Here is a 16,728-nt window from a genome sequence, read left to right as displayed (position 1 = left end):
CTGATTACAATCAACGACGCCTTCACGCATCCATGGAGATAACGCCCCACCATGAACGCCATTCCCCTGTTCCACCTTGCCTTTCCCGTGCACGATCTTGCCGCTGCTCGCCACTTCTATGGCGAACTGCTTGGCTGCCCGGAAGGCCGCAGTTCCGACGCCTGGATCGATTTCAACTTCTACGGCCATCAAGTGGTGGCGCACCTGTCCCCCGACGAGTGCGGCCACCGCGCTACCAGCGCCGTGGATGGCGATGACGTGCCCGTACGCCACTTCGGGGCGATCCTGCCGATGACCGAATGGGAAGCCCTGGCCGACAAGCTACGCGCCGCCGGCACCCGGTTCGTGATCGAGCCGCACGTGCGCTTCAAGGGTCAGGTTGGCGAACAGGCCACGATGTTTTTCCTGGACCCGTCGGGCAACGCGCTGGAGTTCAAGGCGTTCGGCGACATGAGCCAGGTATTCGCGAAGTAACACCCCCACACGATTCACCCATCCCAAGACAATCCAGCGAGACATGACCGAATTCGTCATCCAGCCTGCCCCGCAGGCCAGCGTAGCCGTGGCGGGTAGCCAGGCCCGTTTCCCTATCCGCCGCGTGTTCTGCGTGGGGCGCAACTACGCCGCCCACGCACGCGAAATGGGCAAGGACCCCGATCGCGAACCGCCGTTCTTCTTCACCAAGCCAGCCGATGCCGTCGTGGCTGCTGAAGGCACGGTGCCGTATCCGCCGTTGACGGAGAACCTCCACCACGAGATCGAGCTTGTTGTCGCGATCGGCAAGGGCGGCACGAACGTCAGCCCGGCGCAGGCACTCGACCTGGTGTGGGGCTACGCCGTGGGCGTGGACATGACGCGCCGTGATCTGCAGGACGTCGCCAAGAAGATGAGCCGCCCGTGGGACTGGTCGAAGGCCTTCGATGCGTCAGGCCCGTGCGGTCCGCTGCATCCCGCATCCAGCATCGGCCATCCGTCCAAGGGCGCGATCTGGCTCAAGGTCAATGGCGAAACGCGCCAGGAAGGCGACCTGACCGAACTGATCTGGCCTGTTGCCGATGTGATTGCCTATATCTCGGAAGCCGTTGCACTGGAACCGGGTGACCTGATCTTCACCGGCACGCCGGCAGGCGTCGGCGCCCTGAACCCCGGCGACGTCGTCAGCGGCGGTGTCGAGGGTATCGGTGAAATCACTTTCACCATCGGCAAGCGCTAGAACATCACATTCGCGTAGTGCCAGACGGCGTTGCTCATTTCTCGTGAGCAACGCCGTTTTTCCTTTTTATTCATGCAATTACGAACACTCTAGAGCGGCTGCTCGAGTTCGAGCATAGCAATTTCTCCAAATTCTCCTTGCTTATCTATCTAGTAGTAGATAATATTTGGCTCATGGACGACGCGATGCAGCAAAGCAGTCCGCAGCACCAAGCCGATCCACGCAATACCAAGTCGTTTGTCAGTACCGGGAGGCGGTCTTTTTTTTAGCCCTGGTTACCTATCTAGCAGTAGATAGCAACAGCGCCCGAACCAAGACCCCTGAGATTCGCAGCACAGAATACCGGCCCCGCGACCCACACACCAAGATCGCCCGGCCCTTCGCAAGGAGAGCAATCATGAACGCCAAGACCATCCTGACCGCCGCCGCACTCGCCGCCGCTTTCGTCACTGGTGCCGCACAAGCCGCCCCCGCCGCCCAGAAGGCCGGCGAAGTCTACGGCTACAGCTATCGCGTGAACGACCAGCGCAGCGCCTTCACCGACGGCGCACGCGTCGGCAAGACCGACCCGTACACCGATGGTGCAAAGGTCGGCAAGGCTGACCCGTTCACCGACGGCGCCAAGGTAGGCAAGTTCGATCCGTACACCGACGGCGCCCGCATCGTCGCCGGTCTGGACCGCACCGGTGTCTCGAGCGAACCCGCCCGCAAGGTTGACCCGTACCTCGACGGCGCCAAGGTCGGCAAGTTCGACCCGTACACCGACGGCGCACGCATGGTCGCCGGCCTGGATCGCACCGGTGTCTCGAGCGAACCGGCCCGCAAGGTTGATCCGTACTACGACGGTGCCCGTACCGGCAAGTTCGACCCGTACACCGAAGGCGCAAACGCCTAATACAGATCAGGCCACCGACGCGGTACACGTGCCGCGCCGGTGGCCGACACCAACATCTGGAGTGTCATCATGAGTCTGCGTGACAGTGCCCTGATTCTGGGTGGATGGGTGATGCTGGCCCTTGGCAGCGGCGCCCTTGTCTCGCTCGTTGCAAAGTCGCTGTCGATCTGAGATAGCGAAAATCGGAGGGTCCCCTGCGAAAGCGAAAGTTGGGGACAGTCGCCATGAAAACGTCGTCCGTACGCGAACAACTGCTTGAACACGCTTCGGTGCTGATGCGACGGCGTGGCTATAACGGCTTCAGCTATCGCGACCTCGCGGAGCTGGTGGGCGTGAAGACCTCGAGCATTCACTACTACTTCCCGTCCAAGGATGATCTGGTGCTGGAAGTGGTACGTCAGTACCGCCAAACGTCGGTGGCCCGCCTCGCGGCGATCGACACCTCGCTTCCATTGATCGAGCAGGCGCGGAAGTATGTGCTGCCGCTGAGCAATGGCATCGACCTCGGGCAGATCTGTCTGATCGGCATGTTGGCCGCGGAGGTGATGGTTCTGCCGCAAGCGGTTCGAGCGTTGCTGCAGGAGCATTTCCAGGCGAACGAGAACTTCATCGCCGACATGTTGCGCCGCGCCGAGGCAGAACGCGGCCAGCAGTACCCGGTGCCGCCCCAGCTACTGGCCAAGGTGCTTTATGGCGCGATCCAGAACGGACTGATCACCGCGCGGATGTCCGGCTCGAATGATCGAATCGACGCCGCAGCGAATATGCTGATTGGCGCCGTTGGCGGCTCGATGTGCGCCATCGAGGAACACGAAGCCGTAGCCGCCTAGGCCTGGCATTACCGTTTTCGGCGCATTCACGCGCCCGACGCCCGCCGTCTTGCTCTCGCGGCGGGCGTTGTTTTCGTTTTCGCTTCCGCCCCCATCTCTATTTCCACCCACGCCGGTGCATGATCGCTCGCGTGCGGCTCGCCTCGCACCCATTTGTCGACGCCCGCGTCGCGCATGTGCTGCGCCAGATCCCGGCTCAGCAGCAGATGATCGATGCGCAGACCCGAGTCCTTCTGCCAGTGCTGACGAAAGTAGTCCCAGAACGTATAGATCCGGGTATCAGGATGGCGTGTGCGTAGCGCATCGGTCCATCCCTGCTCTAGCAACTGTCGATAGCATTCGCGAGACGCCGGCTGCAACAGTGCGTCCTTGAGCCATGAGCGCGGATTGTAGATGTCGTCGTCGGTCGGCACCACATTGAAATCGCCTGCCAGTATCACCGGGTGGCCGCTGGCGTAGAGCGTGCTTGCATGTCGGATCAACCGTTCGAACCAGGCCAGCTTGTAGTCGAACTTCGACCCTGGCTGGGGATTGCCGTTCGGCAGGTAGAGGCAGGCCACCAGCACGCCCGCGACCGCCGCCTCGATATAGCGGCTCTGCGTATCAGCGGCATCGCCTGGCAGACCACGCCGCACTTCGACCGGATCCGTCCCTTTCGCGAGGATCGCCACGCCATTCCATGATTTCTGCCCTTGCCAGACTGCGCCGTAGCCAGCCGCGTGGAGTTCTGCCACCGGAAATGATTCGTCCACGGCCTTGAGTTCCTGCAGACAGGCCACGTCGGGCTGCTCACGCTCCAGCCATGCGAGCAGCGACGGCAGCCGCGCGTGAATGCCGTTGATATTGAACGTCGCGATCTTGAGATGGCCCATCGGCACCGCTCCAGGTCGGATAGCTATTCATCTTAGGCCCCTGGTTCTCCCTCCTTCCGCCCTTGCCCGGTGGCGCTACCTGACGGCGGCACCGCTACTGCAAAACAAGTGACGTCAACGGCCTCGGGGCCGCTATCATGGTGGCTGGTACAGCGGCAGGACGGAGCCTGCTGGGGCCCATGGCTAACGTGGATGCTCTGATTGTCGGGCCCGGGTCTCATCCATGGATGTCCGAAGGCATGGCGACCCGTATGCGGTCGTGAAACTATGATTTAGCGCATGGCTTCACGCGGGGAGCCGCGCTACCCTCCCACTCCTGACGCAGAGACGCTAGCAGAATGAAGCAGAGCGACCCCGGTTCGGGGTGCGGTCGCAGACAGTCCGCCAGGACCGGTCAAGGCCGCGCAACGACGCCGGGATCATTTTGATGGTGTCTCTACCTGTCTCTAATCGCCCCCTCCGCCCTAAACAGGTGCAGAGACTCACCGGAGTTGCTGTTGAAACGCTTGCTTGCTTTCCTCCTGGGTACGCTCAGTCTGACCTTGCTCGCCCTGAATACGATTTTCTGGTGCACGCCGTTGTTCGTGCTCGCCGTGATCAAATTGCTGTTGCCGTTCGCCGGTGTGCGACGGCTGATCGACCCCATTCTCAACCGCATCGCGACAAGCTGGGTTACCTGCAACAGCGTCTGGATCGGCCTGCTCCAGCGTGAGCCCTGGGCCGTGGAAGGTCTCGGTTCGTTGCGCCCGGACAGCTGGTATCTGGTTAACTGCAACCACCGCTCCTGGGTCGACATCTTCGTGCTTCAGCGCGTATTGAACCGGCGGATTCCGTTGCTGAAGTTCTTCCTGAAGCAGCAGCTCATCTACGTGCCGGTTATTGGTCTGGCCTGGTGGGCACTGGATTTCCCGTTCATGCGGCGGCATTCGAAAGCCGCGCTGCGCAAGAATCCTGAACTGCGCAACCAGGACCGCGAGACCGCGCGACGCGCGTGCGCCAAGTTCGCCCGGATTCCGACCAGCGTGATGACCTTTGCGGAAGGCACGCGCTACACCCCGGTCAAGCATCGGGGGCAATCGTCCCCGTATCGCCATCTGCTCAAACCCAAGGCTGGCTCGCTCGCCATGGCGCTCAACGCGATGGGAGAACAGTTCCACGCGATGCTGGATGTCAGCATTGCCTATCCGGATGGCACACCCACTTTCTGGCAACTCGCCAGCGGCCAGGCTGGCAGGGTGATGGTGCATGTCCGGGAACTGCCGATCCCGCCGGAATTCTGCACCGGTGACTACAACAGCGATGCAACCTTCCGCGGCGAATTTCACCGCTGGCTGGGACAGGTCTGGGAAGAAAAGGACGAGCAGATTGCCACCATGCTCGCCCAGGCCGCTCGGCCCTAGAAAGCCGTTTCAAGACGATTCTGGCGTCGTTGCGGGGCCTTGCCAGAACCGCTTCGCTTCAATCTGAAACAGCTTTAATTGAGCTTTAATTGCCCGCCACGCTCTCGGGGACCGGCAAGATCTCCGATAGCGCGAGCTTGATGCTCTGCCAGGTTGCCGCCTCTTCGGCCTCGGTACACTCCCCGTGCTGGCGCTTGGTCGCCCCGATCCGGTTCAGCACCAGATGACGCGAGGCAACCACCCCGACACCCTCAAGACAAGCCTTCACGCACGCAAGCTGACAGCCATCGATCGCCAGAATCGGACGCCCCGACTGTGCGATCCGCGTCAGCGCGGGCACGCGGCCACCCACCCCACTGATACAGGACATCTCGGCTTGGCCACTGCGATCCAGCCGGACGGCAAAGGCATTGGCCAGTTGGGCGACACTGGAACACCCTGAGCAGGCGTAGACCAAGGGGAGTCTGGAGCGATCGGACGTAGACATCATGAACTCGGCGGAACAAAGGAAAACAGGCGCCGGGTCGGGCGCCTGACATGGGGAGCGGGAACGGGTCGGCCGTCGTGATCAGGCGCCGCCGCAACCGCCGCAGCACTGACCAGCCTTGGCGGCTGATGCAACCTTCTTGATGGCCACGCGCCATGTAGCGGGGCCTTGTTCCAGATAGTCCCAGGCAAACTGGCCAGGACGCTCGATCTGGAATTGCATCTGAAGCGGACGCGGATCATGGTCATTGACCAGCTCCAGCGCCTGGCCGACCTCAAGCCCGGTAAACGTCGAGAAAATCAGCGGATGGCGGTCACGCGGCGGGATCGTGCGCAGGTCGAGGCGGGGGTTGGCAGTGGACTGAGACATGGAATTCCTTTCGGCTGGGTATGGCATCCGTAAAGATGCATTTAAATTGCATCAATATTAGTGAGCGCAATCCGGGGCCGCTTGATGCAGATCAGACCAGCACCCCGACGAGCCCATCAAAGCCGTTGACATGCTTGAACAGCCACGAAAACGATGCCGCACACCGACGCCCCTGTGCTGGCAAAATGATGGCCACGCCGGATGCGCCCATCGGGGTGCGCATCCGGGCGCACATCTGCACGCACATCTGCACGCACATCTGCAAGCACACGAGGAGCCAGACCGCGATGAGCATGACCAGGAGCTTTGCCGCCACCGAGCCGACCCGCGACGAGATCGATGCCCTGCCGGGTGCCACGCTGCTGGAGTTCGGCGCCCCGTGGTGCGGCTACTGCATGCGCGCCCAGCCGTTGATCGAGGAAGCGTTCGGCGGCTACCCGGCCATCCATCACGTGAAGGTCGAGGATGGGAGCGGTCGGCCGCTGGGTCGCTCGTTCCGCGTCAAGCTCTGGCCGACCCTGGTTTTCCTTCGGGATGGCAAGGAAGTCGCGCGGCTGGTAAGGCCGGAAAGTGCCAAGGACATCGCCGCGGCGATGCGACGCATCCTCCCGTAAGGCAGCAGGACGCAGATACGTCCGCCGCCGAAGACTGGGGACCGGAACCTGCCTAGATCTCCAGCGGCATTGCACTCGTGCACTTGATCTCGTCAAGGCACACGCTCGACTTCACCCCGCTCACACCCGGGATGCGCATCAGGGTGTCGAGCAGGAAGTCAGACAAGGACTTCAGGTCCTTGGCCACCACCTTCAGCACGTAGTCGATATCTCCGGTGACGGAGAAGCACTCCTGGATTTGCGCCAGTTCCGCCACCAGTCCCTTGAACTTGGACAGATCGCGGATATGCCCACGCTCCATCGTCACATGGATAAACGCCGTGACGCCGAAGCCAAGTGCCGAACTATCCAGCCGCGCCTCGTAGCGCTTGATGATGCCGCCCTCCTCCAGGCGGCGGTGACGCCGCAAAGTCTGCGCGGGGGACAGGCTGATGGCCTCAGCCAGTTCCAGATTGGACGCGCGGCCGTTTTCCTGCAGCACGCCCAGCAAGCGGCGATCCGTGCGATCAAGTTCCGGATGTTGCATTTTCGTTTCCCAAACTAGCGGTTTGACGAAATCTTATCTCATATCCGAGGGTTTTCCTGCGCCTCTAAGGAAATCCTATTTAGCTGGCCGGCATATAAACTTTTCGCATGTCGAGCAGCGTGGGAAGCGCCTCCGGGTGCCCCCAATCCGTTTCCCCGCCGCAATATTATTTCCACCCCCGCATCCGCCCCCGAGCACTGACCATGGCCGACCTCTTTGAAAACCCGATGAAGCTGATGGGCTTCGAGTTCGTTGAATTCGCCTCGCCCACGCCCAACGTCCTGGAACCGCTGTTCGAGAAAATGGGCTTCACCCTGGTGGCCCGTCACCGCTCGAAGGATGTCGTGCTGTACCGCCAGGGCGACATCAATTTCATCGTCAACAACGAGCCGCATAGCCCCGCCGCGTATTTCGCCGCCGAGCACGGCCCGAGCGCCTGTGGCATGGCATTCCGCGTCAAGGATTCCCACCAGGCCTACAACCGCGCGCTGATGCTGGGCGCCCAGCCGGTGGAAATCGCTACCGGCCCGATGGAACTGCGCCTGCCCGCGATCAAGGGCATCGGCGGCGCGCCGCTCTACCTGATCGACCGTTTCGAAGACGGCAAGTCGATCTATGACATCGACTTCGAATTCATCGAGGGCGTGGACCGCCACCCGAAGGGCCACGGCCTGAAGCTGATCGACCACCTGACGCACAACGTCTACCGTGGCCGCATGGCGTACTGGGCGAGTTTCTACGAACGCCTGTTCAACTTCCGCGAAATCCGTTACTTCGACATCCAGGGCGAATACACGGGCCTGACCTCGAAGGCGATGACCGCGCCGGACGGCAAGATCCGCATCCCGCTGAACGAAGAGTCGTCGAAGGGCGCCGGCCAGATCGAGGAATTCCTGATGGCGTTCAATGGCGAAGGCATCCAGCACATCGCCTTCTCCGTCGACAACCTGCTCGAAGTCATCGACAGCCTGCAGATGGCCGGCGTCGAGCTGATGACGGCACCGAACGACTACTACTACCAGGCCCTGGACACCCGTCTGCCAGGCCATGGCCAGCCGGTGGACCAGCTCAAGGCCCGCGGCATCCTGCTGGACGGCACGACAGAAGGCGGCAAGCCGCGCCTGCTGCTGCAGATCTTCTCGAAGACCGTGCTCGGCCCGGTGTTCTTTGAATACATCCAGCGCTCCGGCGACGATGGTTTCGGCGAAGGCAATTTCAAGGCGCTGTTCGAATCGCTCGAACGCGACCAGATCGAACGCGGCACGCTGAAGGTCTGATCTTCCGGGGGCTTTCGCCCCCGCCTCCCCGCTTGATACAGATTTGCGCCGGCATCCCCCGGATGGCGGCGCGCACCCTGCGCCCGGCGTCACCCACGCCGGCGCGCTTCATTGACAAGCGTCCGCCTCAAGAGAGACGCGCCCGACATTCCACAAGAATGGGTAGAGGAAACAACTCATGCACGCTCCCGACAATCAAGGCACGCTCCAGCGTGGCCTGAAGAATCGTCATATCCAGCTCATCGCGCTGGGCGGCGCCATCGGCACCGGCCTGTTCCTGGGCATCGCCCAGACTATCAAGCTGGCCGGCCCCTCGGTGCTGCTGGGCTACGCGCTGGCCGGCGTGGTCGCCTTCTTCATCATGCGCCAGCTCGGCGAAATGGTCGTGGACGAGCCCGTCGCCGGCTCGTTCAGCTACTTCGCCAACAAGTACTGCGGACACTTCGCCGGCTTCATGTCCGGCTGGAACTACTGGGTGCTCTACATCCTCGTCAGCATGGCCGAGCTATCGGCCGTCGGCATCTACGTCCAGTACTGGTGGCCCGGCATTCCGACCTGGATTTCCGCGCTGGCCTTCTTCCTGATCATCAACGCGATCAACCTTGCCAGCGTGAAGTCGTTCGGCGAGATGGAATTCTGGTTCTCGATCATCAAGGTGGCAGCCATCGTCGGCATGATCGGTTTCGGCGGCTACCTGCTGGCCACCGGCACCGCGGGCCCCGACGCCAGCATCGCCAACCTGTGGCAACACGGCGGCTTCTTCCCGAACGGCTTCAGCGGCCTGGTGATGGCTATGGCCGTGATCATGTTCTCGTTTGGCGGCCTCGAACTCGTGGGCATCACCGCTGCGGAAGCGGACAGCCCCGAGAAGAGCATCCCGAAGGCGACCAATCAGGTCATCTACCGCATCCTGATCTTCTACGTCGGCGCGCTGGCCGTGCTGCTGTCGCTCTATCCGTGGGAAAAGGTCGTGACCGGCGGCAGCCCGTTCGTGCTGATCTTCCACGCGATGAACAGCAACGTGGTCGCCACCGTGCTCAATATCGTGGTACTTACCGCCGCCCTGTCGGTCTACAACAGCGGCGTCTATTGCAACAGCCGCATGCTGCTGGGCCTGGCGCAGCAAGGTAACGCCCCGCGCTCGCTGATGCGCGTGAACCGCCGCGGCATTCCGCTGACCGCGCTGGCCGTCTCGGCCATCGCCACCGGCATCTGCGTGGTGATCAACTACTTCATGCCTGGCGAGGCCTTCGAACTGCTGATGGGCCTGGTGGTCTCGGCCCTGATCATCAACTGGGCGATGATCAGCATCATCCACCTGATGTTCCGTCGCGCCAAGGCGGCCGCCGGCAAGACCACGCGCTTCCAGAGCCTGGGCTACCCGCTGACCAACTACGTGACGCTGGCCTTCCTGGCAGGCATCCTCGTGGTGATGTTCCTGACGCCCGGCCTGCGCATCTCGGTCTACCTGATTCCGGTATGGCTGGGCGTACTTGGCGTAAGCTATCGCCTCCGGCAGAAAAACGCCGGTTCGGCCATGCCCGCCGCCAGCGCCCAGATCCAGTAATTGCCGGTGCGGCCTCCGGGCCGCCGCCCTTCTGAACCAAACAGCCAGACGCATCCCATGTTCGAACATATAGAAGCCTTTCCGGGTGATCCGATCCTCTCGCTCAACGAGGACTTTCAGCAGGACCCGCGTACCAACAAGGTCAATCTGAGCATCGGCATCTACTTCGACGACGAAGGCCGCCTGCCGGTGATGAAGGCCGTGGCGGATGCCGAGGCCGCGCTGCTGTCGGACATGGGTCCGCGCCCGTACCTGCCGATGTCCGGCATGGCCGCGTATCGTCAGGCCGTGCAGGCGCTGGTGTTCGGCGAGGATTGCGCCGCCCGTGCCGAAGGCCGCGTCGCCACGTTGCAGACGCTGGGCGGCTCGGGCGCGCTGCGCGTCGGCGCCGATTTCCTGAAGCGCTACTTCCCGAAGGCGGAGATGTGGATCAGCGATCCGAGCTGGGAGAATCACCGCGTGGTCTTCGAGCGTGCCGGCTTCAAGGTCAACACCTACCCGTACTACGATTCGGCCACCGGCGGCCTGAAATTCGACGCGATGCTTGCCGCGATCGAAGCGATCCCGCAAGGCGACATCGTGCTGCTGCACGCGTGCTGCCACAACCCGACCGGCGTCGACCTGAATCAGGACCAGTGGCGCCAGGTGATCGGCGTGCTCAAGGCGCGCAAGCTGCTGCCGTTCGTCGACATGGCCTACCAGGGTTTCGGCTCGGGCCTGGACGATGACGCCTTCGCCGTGCGCGAACTGGCGCGCCAGAATGTGCCCTGCCTGGTGGCCAATTCGTTCTCGAAGAACTTCTCGCTGTACGGCGAGCGTTGCGGCGGCCTTTCGGTGGTCTGCCAGAGCGCCGACGAAGCCAGCCGTGTGCTCGGCCAGCTTACCGGCGCCGTGCGCGCCAACTACAGCAACCCGCCGACCCACGGCGCCCGTGTGGTGGCCCGTGTGCTGACCACGCCGGCGCTGCGCGCGAACTGGGAGCAGGAACTGGCTGCGATGTGCCAGCGCATCACCCGCATGCGCCAGGCCATCCACGACCATCTGCGTGAGCATGTGAGCGGCGAAAAGCTCTCGCGCTACATCACCCAGCGCGGCATGTTCACGTACACCGGTCTGTCGGCCGACCAGGTCGACCGCCTGAAGAACGAGCACGGCGTGTACGTGCTGCGCTCGGGCCGCATGTGCGTGGCCGGTCTGAACGAGCGCAACGTCGGCGTCGTCGCCAACGCCATCGGGAAGGTGCTGAAGGGCTGAAACGCCTGAAGCACGCCTTTGCAGTCACAAGGCCACCCTCGGGTGTAATGCCGTTCAGTTAAGGTCCTTTCTGAGGTGCCGAACGGTATAGCGCTTAGGCAGGGCCTTGACAACACGGGGGCAAGTACGCCCCCGTCGTTTTTGTACGATCGCCAACTGAAGTTTGGCGCGCATGCGCCGCGGGTGTGCTGGCAGCTTGCCTGGGGCCATGTCGGCCGCCCAGATCTGCTCACCCTGTATCAGGCGCAAGGCCCGCACAAAGCTCAGGTCGGTAGGCTCGACGCGGGCCTCAAGCGCAGCCTTGGCCATCTCCAGACGCACAAGGTTGTACGCAAGCAGCGCCCCCAGACCGGCTTGCCGTGATGCACGCGCAGATTGTCCAGTATCAGGTAGACCTTGCGCCTGGCGTCCCGTACCAGCCGGTTCATGAAGTTGGGAAGACGGCGGAATGCGTAGCGAGCTGCGCCCGCTTGCGCTCGTTAGCGCGATGCCCCAATGCTGCAAACTTTGACCGCCACCCTACGCCTGCTGGCCACGCGCTGATTGGCACTGGAAGAGGAACTGAGCACCCTCGACGGCATGCTTGATGGCCTGCCAGTCAGCATACCAAGTGGCTGCGGGAACGATTCGGTGTCGGGCCTCAGATCGCTGCGGTTCTGGTTGTCGTTGCAGGTGACAACCCGGAACGCCTGAAAAGCGAAGCTGCACTGGCAGCCCTTTGTGGCACAAGTCCTTTGCAGGCTTCGTCTGGCAAAACGGTCCGGCGTCGCTTGAACAGGGGCGGAGATCGTTCGGCAAATAACGCCTTGTGGACCATCGCCATGGTGCGAATGCGCAGCGATCCCAGGACGCGGGAATACGTCGAACGCCGGACGAAGGAAGGCATGTCGAAAAAGGAAACCCATCGCTGCCTCAAGCGCTATATCGTCAGGGAATTGTATCCACTCATCCTGGCCGGTCTGGCCGATTCGACGCGCGCCGCTTGAGCACGCCGCTTGACATAGGAGCGTCAATGCGACGACTGAAAACCTGTGGGAATCGCTCAAGGTTGCACGCCTGCGCGGCAAGCGCTTCGCCACGCGGAGCGAGGCGAAGCGAGGCGAAGCGAGGCGATGGACGAGGTGATCGACTGGTTGCGCTTTTACAATCATCGGCGTCTGCATTCGACATTGGGCTATCTCAGCCCGATGCAATTCGAGTGGTCCTGGTCCCCCGCTCAGCACCAGCGGTGCGGCATGATGTTAGCCTTGGCTATCGGATACGAAATTCGAGGGCACGCTCAGTTTTGAACACCATCCTTAACACAATCCCATTGATGGAGAGAAGTTGTGCAGATACTTCGGTATAGGAATGTGATTATTCGAACAATCGCAGGCAACGCCAGTCGGGCCATTCTAATGGCCCACGGCGGCTATACACCGCCGAGGAATCGCATTTTTCTTGGTTCTGGATGCTGTCAGGTGCCTTCATACACTGCCTTGCATTTCCATGCCCTCCCAGATTTCGTCGCGGTCTTTACTCATGGGGTGCATCTGCTTGCCGGCGCAAACATTCGGCCGATGGAAACCGTTCTTGGAGGAAGAGGGATCGTCAACTACTCACTAACTTACAACGAGATGGCGACAGCGCTGATGCCGAATGCACAATTTGATCTCATTACAGTGGCACCGCACGGTAAGGCACATATGGTTGATGTGTTCGCTGCGATGAGGCAACACCAGCGACAGTACACGGATCTGAACTCCTTTGCCTGCCGGGTCAACAAGTTAACATACGACTTCTAAGAGACCGTTTCAAAAGCCAGGCTACCTTCTCTGCTGGCAGTCCGTGCCGGCGAACGGATGCTGTTCCTGTGGCTGCCAGCGCCTGCCCAATCCAGGCCGCCGGCAGATGCTCGCAGAGCCGGGCAAAACTGGTCGGCTCTGCGAGCTCAAGGGTGGCGTGGATCTGCTCCGATAGCATCGGGACAGCTAGTTAACAGCTCGATACTTTGTTTGCAACCCCTGCCAGGAAAAATGCCGTTCGGACTTAACGGAACCGCATTACACCCTCGGGTGGCCTTGTTCTTTTCCCGTCCGGCGTTTTTGTCTTATGATGCCGCCCACCTCCATGGCCGGCAGCCTATGTCCAATACCAATACAACTCCAGCCGTCCCCGTTCCCGGCCTGCGCCGCGAACTGCGCGCGCGCCATCTGACCATGATCGCCATTGGCGGGTCGATCGGCACCGGACTCTTCGTCGCCTCGGGCGCCACCATCGCCCAGGCCGGCCCCGGCGGCGCGCTGGCCGCCTACATCCTGATCGGCGCGATGGTCTACTTCCTGATGACCAGCCTGGGCGAACTGGCCGCGTACATGCCGGTATCCGGGTCCTTTGCCACCTATGGCGCGCTGTACGTCGACGAGGGCTTCGGTTTCGCGCTCGGCTGGAACTACTGGTACAACTGGGCCGTCACGATCGCCGTAGAGCTGGCCGCGGCGCAGCTCGTGATGCAGTACTGGTTCCCTGACACACCGGGCGTGCTCTGGAGCGCCCTGTTCCTTGGCCTCATGTTCGCGCTCAACGCGATCTCCGTGCGTGGTTTCGGCGAAGCGGAATACTGGTGCGCGCTGATCAAGGTCCTCACGGTGATCGCCTTCATCGTCATCGGCACCTTGATGATCTTCGGCATCATGCGCGGCGATTTCTCCCACGCAGGCGGACTGGCCAACCTCACCACCGGCGATGCGCCGTTCGTCGGCGGCCTGCCCGCCATGATCGGGGTGGCGATGATCGCGGGATTCTCGTTCCAGGGCACCGAGCTGATCGGCGTGGCTGCAGGGGAATCCGACGAGCCGGCCAAGAACATCCCGCGCGCGGTGCGTCAGGTGTTCTGGCGCATCCTGCTGTTCTACGTCCTGGCGATCCTGATCATCGGCATCCTGATTCCGTACACCGACCCCAGTCTGCTCAAGACCGACGTGGAAACCGTGGGCGTAAGCCCGTTCACGCTGGTGTTCCGCCACGCGGGTCTTGCGTTTGCCGCGGGCGTAATGAACGCCGTGATCCTGACTGCCGTGCTCTCGGCCGGCAACTCCGGCATGTACGCGTCGACGCGGATGCTCTACAACCTGGCCACCGAGGGCCGCGCGCCGCGTATCTTCGCGCAACTTACCCGCAATGGCGTGCCCCTGGTCGCGCTGCTGGCCACCACGGCCGTCGGTGGCCTGTGCTTCCTGACGTCGCTGTTCGAAAGCAAGTCGGTCTACCTGTGGCTGCTGAACCTGTCGGGCATGACCGGCTTCATCGCGTGGCTGGGCATCGCAGTGAGCCACTATCGGTTTCGCCGGGGCTTCGTGGCGCAGGGTCTCGACCTGAACCGCCTGCCTTATCGCTCGCCGTTCTTTCCTTATGGGCCGATCTTCGCGTTCGCGCTGTGCATGATCGTCACCCTCGGCCAGAACTACCAGGCATTCAGCGAAGGCAAGATCGACTGGGTGGCCGTGACGGCTACCTATGTGGGCATTCCGATCTTCCTGCTGATCTGGCTCGGCTACCGGCTCGTGCGCAAGACGCACTTCGTGCCGTATGCCGAAATGAAATTCCCGGCCCTGCCGGAGATCGAAAAGGACGATTCACCGGCGACGCGGCCTCTGGCCCCGGCATCGGCCGAATAGCAAGGCATACCGAAGCACCCGGATGACCGGGGGCTTCGGCAACCTTCCGCCGAAGCGTTTACCATCCTCGTCTAGCCTTCAACGTTACGAGGATCTCATGGCAGACCTGTCCGCCTTCCCCATTACCAAGCGATGGCCGGCGCAACATCCGGATCGCCTGCAGTTGTACTCGCTGAATACCCCCAACGGCATCAAGGTATCGCTGATGCTCGAGGAAACCGGCCTCCCCTACGAACCGCATCTGGTCCGCTTCGACAAGAACGACCAGATGACGCCGGAATTCCTGTCGCTGAATCCGAACAACAAGATCCCGGCCATCCTCGACCCCAATGGCCCCGGCGGCAAGCCGCTGGCACTGTGGGAATCGGGCGCGATCCTGCTCTACCTGGCCGAAAAGACCGGCAAGTTCATGTCCGCCGATCCGGCCCTGCGCTACGAGACGATCCAGTGGGTCATGTTTCAGATGGGCGGCATTGGCCCGATGTTCGGACAGGTTGGCTTCTTCAACCGGTTCGCCGGCAAGGACTTCGAGGACAAGCGCCCGCGTGACCGCTATGTCAGCGAGTCGCGCCGCCTGTTGAACGTGCTGAACGAACGCCTGAAGGGACGCCAATGGATCATGGGCGACGACTACACGATCGCCGACATGGTCACCTTTCCGTGGATCCGCAACCTGCTGGGCTTCTACGAAGCTGGCGATCTGGTCGGCATTCAGGACTTCCCCGAAGTCACGCGCGTGCTCGATGCGTTCGTGGCCCGCCCGGCCGTGCAACGCGCGATCAATATCCCGAAGCGCCCTGAATGATCCGGATTAATGCCGGATAAGGCGTATTACGTGGCGTAGCCCAGCAACGCGCTGATCGCCGCGGCTTCCTCGCGCACGGCGCGGCCGACTGGTCCGTCGATCGAAGGATCGAACCCACCGGTCGCGCCCAATGCCGTCAGCACCGCGCATACACGGCCCGTATAGTCACGCACCGGCGCCGCCACGGCGCTGATGCCCTTCAGGTTCGTGTCACGCACCGATGCGCAATCCTGCGCGCGAACTGGCTCGCGCAACTTGCCGAGCGGATCGACAGCATCGAGCAGCGCCCTTCGGTCAGGCGGCAGCATCTGCAGTTCCTCCTGCGCCAGCGCCTCCACGCTGGATTCATCGAGCAGCCCCAGAAACACGCGTCCGGTGGCCGATGACAGCAACGGCATCACCGAGCCGACGCGCGCATTCACCGTGACCGGCAAACCCGGTTCCTCGATGCGTACGATGGTCGCCCCCCGGGTTCCCATCACCGCGACGAAGCACGTCACTTCCAGCCGCTCGCGCAGGCGGATCAGGGCGGCTTCCGACAGCCGCAGCGGATCGGCCTGCCGCATCGCGGCCAGCCCGATCTGCAGCGCCTCGATCCCGAGGTGGTACTGCTGCGTGCCTGCCTCCTGCGCCACAAACCCTTCCTCCATCAGGCTCACCAGATATCGGTGCACCTTGGCCGGACTTTCGTCGAGTTGCGCGGCGATGGCCGTCAGGCTGGCGCGGCCACCCAGGCGGGCAAGCCCCTTGAGCACGGCCATGCCGGTCTCGGCAGCCTGCACGCGCTGGCGCCGTGCTCGCGGGCGCGGCGCGGGGGTGGATTCGGCAGGTATGGCTGGCATGGCGGGTGTCCTGGGCATAGCGTCTGCGGTTAACCCTCATTCAATGATTACGCAATGCGTATATGATTTACGCAAAACAGGCCAAATACCATCCGGCCAAATACCAAGGAGACAACCTGAT

19 protein-coding genes and 2 pseudogenes are annotated in these 16,728 nt (G+C 62.4%); 14 read left to right on the top strand and 7 right to left on the bottom strand.

Annotated elements, in window-relative coordinates; genetic code table 11:
* Positions 1–51: 51 nt before the first annotated feature.
* The 4 genes from K6G35_RS24865 (at position 52) to K6G35_RS24850 (ending at position 2,938) form a co-directional block, all read left to right on the top strand.
* Positions 52–474: a VOC family protein gene (locus tag K6G35_RS24865; protein ID WP_008645798.1), complete on the top strand. Its 423-nt coding sequence runs from the start codon at positions 52–54 to the stop codon at positions 472–474.
* A 43-nt stretch (positions 475–517) separates the two neighbouring features.
* Positions 518–1,213, top strand: coding sequence for a fumarylacetoacetate hydrolase family protein (locus K6G35_RS24860; protein ID WP_008645799.1), 696 nt, complete (start codon positions 518–520; stop codon positions 1,211–1,213).
* A gap of 397 nt (positions 1,214–1,610) precedes the next feature.
* On the top strand, positions 1,611–2,108 hold the full coding sequence (locus K6G35_RS24855; protein ID WP_011519329.1) for a hypothetical protein: 498 nt from the start codon (positions 1,611–1,613) through the stop codon (positions 2,106–2,108).
* Positions 2,109–2,332: 224 nt separating this feature from the next.
* The gene (locus K6G35_RS24850) at positions 2,333–2,938 is read left to right on the top strand and encodes a TetR/AcrR family transcriptional regulator (RefSeq protein ID WP_011519330.1); all 606 of its coding nucleotides are present in this window, start codon (positions 2,333–2,335) and stop codon (positions 2,936–2,938) included.
* A 26-nt stretch (positions 2,939–2,964) separates the two neighbouring features.
* On the opposite strand, the gene xth is transcribed toward K6G35_RS24850, so the two are convergent.
* Positions 2,965–3,810 carry an exodeoxyribonuclease III gene (xth, locus tag K6G35_RS24845; RefSeq protein ID WP_035883805.1) on the bottom strand — a complete coding sequence of 282 codons (846 nt, stop codon included), beginning with the start codon at positions 3,808–3,810 and terminating at the stop codon, positions 2,965–2,967.
* Positions 3,811–4,307: 497 nt separating this feature from the next.
* Here xth and yihG point away from each other — a divergent pair, with 497 nt between their 5' ends.
* Positions 4,308–5,210 (top strand): 1-acylglycerol-3-phosphate O-acyltransferase, YihG family, encoded by a 903-nt coding sequence (gene yihG, locus K6G35_RS24840; RefSeq protein ID WP_017511849.1) that lies wholly within the window; start codon positions 4,308–4,310, stop codon positions 5,208–5,210.
* Positions 5,211–5,295: 85 nt separating this feature from the next.
* Here the strand turns inward: yihG and K6G35_RS24835 are convergent, their stop codons facing one another.
* The 3 genes from K6G35_RS24835 to K6G35_RS24825 all read right to left on the bottom strand — a co-directional run bounded on the left by K6G35_RS24835 (position 5,296) and on the right by K6G35_RS24825 (position 6,361).
* Positions 5,296–5,697, bottom strand: a complete 402-nt coding sequence (locus tag K6G35_RS24835; protein ID WP_035884113.1) for a putative zinc-binding protein — start codon at positions 5,695–5,697, stop codon at positions 5,296–5,298.
* A gap of 81 nt (positions 5,698–5,778) precedes the next feature.
* Positions 5,779–6,066: a DUF2249 domain-containing protein gene (locus K6G35_RS24830; protein WP_017511851.1), complete on the bottom strand. Its 288-nt coding sequence runs from the start codon at positions 6,064–6,066 to the stop codon at positions 5,779–5,781.
* 91 nt (positions 6,067–6,157) lie between these two features.
* Complete coding sequence (locus tag K6G35_RS24825) at positions 6,158–6,361, bottom strand: hypothetical protein (RefSeq protein WP_495676494.1); 204 nt, start codon at positions 6,359–6,361, stop codon at positions 6,158–6,160.
* Between K6G35_RS24825 and K6G35_RS24820 the strand changes: the two genes are divergently transcribed.
* Positions 6,354–6,680, top strand: a complete 327-nt coding sequence (locus K6G35_RS24820; protein WP_024570521.1) for a thioredoxin family protein — start codon at positions 6,354–6,356, stop codon at positions 6,678–6,680. The genes K6G35_RS24825 and K6G35_RS24820 overlap by 8 nt on opposite strands.
* A gap of 52 nt (positions 6,681–6,732) precedes the next feature.
* On the opposite strand, the gene K6G35_RS24815 is transcribed toward K6G35_RS24820, so the two are convergent.
* Complete coding sequence (locus tag K6G35_RS24815) at positions 6,733–7,206, bottom strand: Lrp/AsnC family transcriptional regulator (RefSeq protein WP_008651063.1); 474 nt, start codon at positions 7,204–7,206, stop codon at positions 6,733–6,735.
* Positions 7,207–7,409: 203 nt separating this feature from the next.
* Between K6G35_RS24815 and hppD the strand changes: the two genes are divergently transcribed.
* The 6 genes and pseudogenes from hppD to K6G35_RS24785 all read left to right on the top strand — a co-directional run bounded on the left by hppD (position 7,410) and on the right by K6G35_RS24785 (position 13,088).
* Entirely contained in the window at positions 7,410–8,483 is a 1,074-nt protein-coding gene (gene hppD, locus K6G35_RS24810; protein WP_008651062.1) for a 4-hydroxyphenylpyruvate dioxygenase, read from the top strand.
* A 178-nt stretch (positions 8,484–8,661) separates the two neighbouring features.
* Positions 8,662–10,050, top strand: coding sequence for an amino acid permease (locus tag K6G35_RS24805; RefSeq protein ID WP_008651060.1), 1,389 nt, complete (start codon positions 8,662–8,664; stop codon positions 10,048–10,050).
* Between the two features lie 57 nt (positions 10,051–10,107).
* Positions 10,108–11,304, top strand: coding sequence for an amino acid aminotransferase (locus K6G35_RS24800; RefSeq protein ID WP_495676493.1), 1,197 nt, complete (start codon positions 10,108–10,110; stop codon positions 11,302–11,304).
* Positions 11,305–11,741: 437 nt separating this feature from the next.
* A pseudogene (locus K6G35_RS24795) lies at positions 11,742–12,290 on the top strand (transposase); the annotation flags it as partial.
* Positions 12,291–12,315: 25 nt separating this feature from the next.
* A pseudogene (locus tag K6G35_RS24790) lies at positions 12,316–12,593 on the top strand (IS3 family transposase); the annotation flags it as partial.
* Positions 12,594–12,656: 63 nt separating this feature from the next.
* Complete coding sequence (locus K6G35_RS24785; RefSeq protein ID WP_152564908.1) at positions 12,657–13,088, top strand: putative adhesin; 432 nt, start codon at positions 12,657–12,659, stop codon at positions 13,086–13,088.
* On the opposite strand, the gene K6G35_RS24780 is transcribed toward K6G35_RS24785, so the two are convergent.
* Positions 13,063–13,266, bottom strand: coding sequence for a transposase domain-containing protein (locus K6G35_RS24780; protein WP_495676492.1), 204 nt, complete (start codon positions 13,264–13,266; stop codon positions 13,063–13,065). The two genes, K6G35_RS24785 and K6G35_RS24780, sit on opposite strands and share 26 nt — an antisense overlap.
* A gap of 161 nt (positions 13,267–13,427) precedes the next feature.
* Between K6G35_RS24780 and K6G35_RS24775 the strand changes: the two genes are divergently transcribed.
* Positions 13,428–14,960: an amino acid permease gene (locus K6G35_RS24775; RefSeq protein WP_495676491.1), complete on the top strand. Its 1,533-nt coding sequence runs from the start codon at positions 13,428–13,430 to the stop codon at positions 14,958–14,960.
* A gap of 97 nt (positions 14,961–15,057) precedes the next feature.
* Positions 15,058–15,765: a glutathione S-transferase N-terminal domain-containing protein gene (locus K6G35_RS24770; protein WP_035883814.1), complete on the top strand. Its 708-nt coding sequence runs from the start codon at positions 15,058–15,060 to the stop codon at positions 15,763–15,765.
* 26 nt (positions 15,766–15,791) lie between these two features.
* Here the strand turns inward: K6G35_RS24770 and K6G35_RS24765 are convergent, their stop codons facing one another.
* Positions 15,792–16,607 carry an IclR family transcriptional regulator gene (locus K6G35_RS24765; protein WP_495676490.1) on the bottom strand — a complete coding sequence of 272 codons (816 nt, stop codon included), beginning with the start codon at positions 16,605–16,607 and terminating at the stop codon, positions 15,792–15,794.
* Between the last annotated feature and the right edge of the window lie 121 nt (positions 16,608–16,728).

The organism is Cupriavidus sp. HY129 (genome assembly GCF_059492215.1).
The sequence above is the reverse complement of the archived record's forward strand: the minus strand, read 5'-3'. Positions and strand labels throughout refer to the sequence as shown.

Excerpts from the sequence above, each read along its gene's own strand:
- xth (WP_035883805.1), bottom strand. The coding sequence starts at position 3,810 with ATGGGCCATCTCAAGATCGCGACGTTCAATATCAACGGCATTCACGCG.
- K6G35_RS24780 (WP_495676492.1), bottom strand. The coding sequence starts at position 13,266 with ATGCTATCGGAGCAGATCCACGCCACCCTTGAGCTCGCAGAGCCGACC.
- K6G35_RS24820 (WP_024570521.1), top strand. The coding sequence starts at position 6,354 with ATGAGCATGACCAGGAGCTTTGCCGCCACCGAGCCGACCCGCGACGAG.
- K6G35_RS24800 (WP_495676493.1), top strand. The coding sequence starts at position 10,108 with ATGTTCGAACATATAGAAGCCTTTCCGGGTGATCCGATCCTCTCGCTC.
- K6G35_RS24830 (WP_017511851.1), bottom strand. The coding sequence starts at position 6,066 with ATGTCTCAGTCCACTGCCAACCCCCGCCTCGACCTGCGCACGATCCCG.
- K6G35_RS24835 (WP_035884113.1), bottom strand. The coding sequence starts at position 5,697 with ATGTCTACGTCCGATCGCTCCAGACTCCCCTTGGTCTACGCCTGCTCA.
- K6G35_RS24775 (WP_495676491.1), top strand. The coding sequence starts at position 13,428 with ATGTCCAATACCAATACAACTCCAGCCGTCCCCGTTCCCGGCCTGCGC.
- K6G35_RS24855 (WP_011519329.1), top strand. The coding sequence starts at position 1,611 with ATGAACGCCAAGACCATCCTGACCGCCGCCGCACTCGCCGCCGCTTTC.
- K6G35_RS24770 (WP_035883814.1), top strand. The coding sequence starts at position 15,058 with ATGGCAGACCTGTCCGCCTTCCCCATTACCAAGCGATGGCCGGCGCAA.
- K6G35_RS24765 (WP_495676490.1), bottom strand. The coding sequence starts at position 16,607 with ATGCCAGCCATACCTGCCGAATCCACCCCCGCGCCGCGCCCGCGAGCA.
- K6G35_RS24860 (WP_008645799.1), top strand. The coding sequence starts at position 518 with ATGACCGAATTCGTCATCCAGCCTGCCCCGCAGGCCAGCGTAGCCGTG.
- K6G35_RS24865 (WP_008645798.1), top strand. The coding sequence starts at position 52 with ATGAACGCCATTCCCCTGTTCCACCTTGCCTTTCCCGTGCACGATCTT.
- K6G35_RS24825 (WP_495676494.1), bottom strand. The coding sequence starts at position 6,361 with ATGCTCATCGCGGTCTGGCTCCTCGTGTGCTTGCAGATGTGCGTGCAG.
- K6G35_RS24850 (WP_011519330.1), top strand. The coding sequence starts at position 2,333 with ATGAAAACGTCGTCCGTACGCGAACAACTGCTTGAACACGCTTCGGTG.
- K6G35_RS24805 (WP_008651060.1), top strand. The coding sequence starts at position 8,662 with ATGCACGCTCCCGACAATCAAGGCACGCTCCAGCGTGGCCTGAAGAAT.
- K6G35_RS24815 (WP_008651063.1), bottom strand. The coding sequence starts at position 7,206 with ATGCAACATCCGGAACTTGATCGCACGGATCGCCGCTTGCTGGGCGTG.
- hppD (WP_008651062.1), top strand. The coding sequence starts at position 7,410 with ATGGCCGACCTCTTTGAAAACCCGATGAAGCTGATGGGCTTCGAGTTC.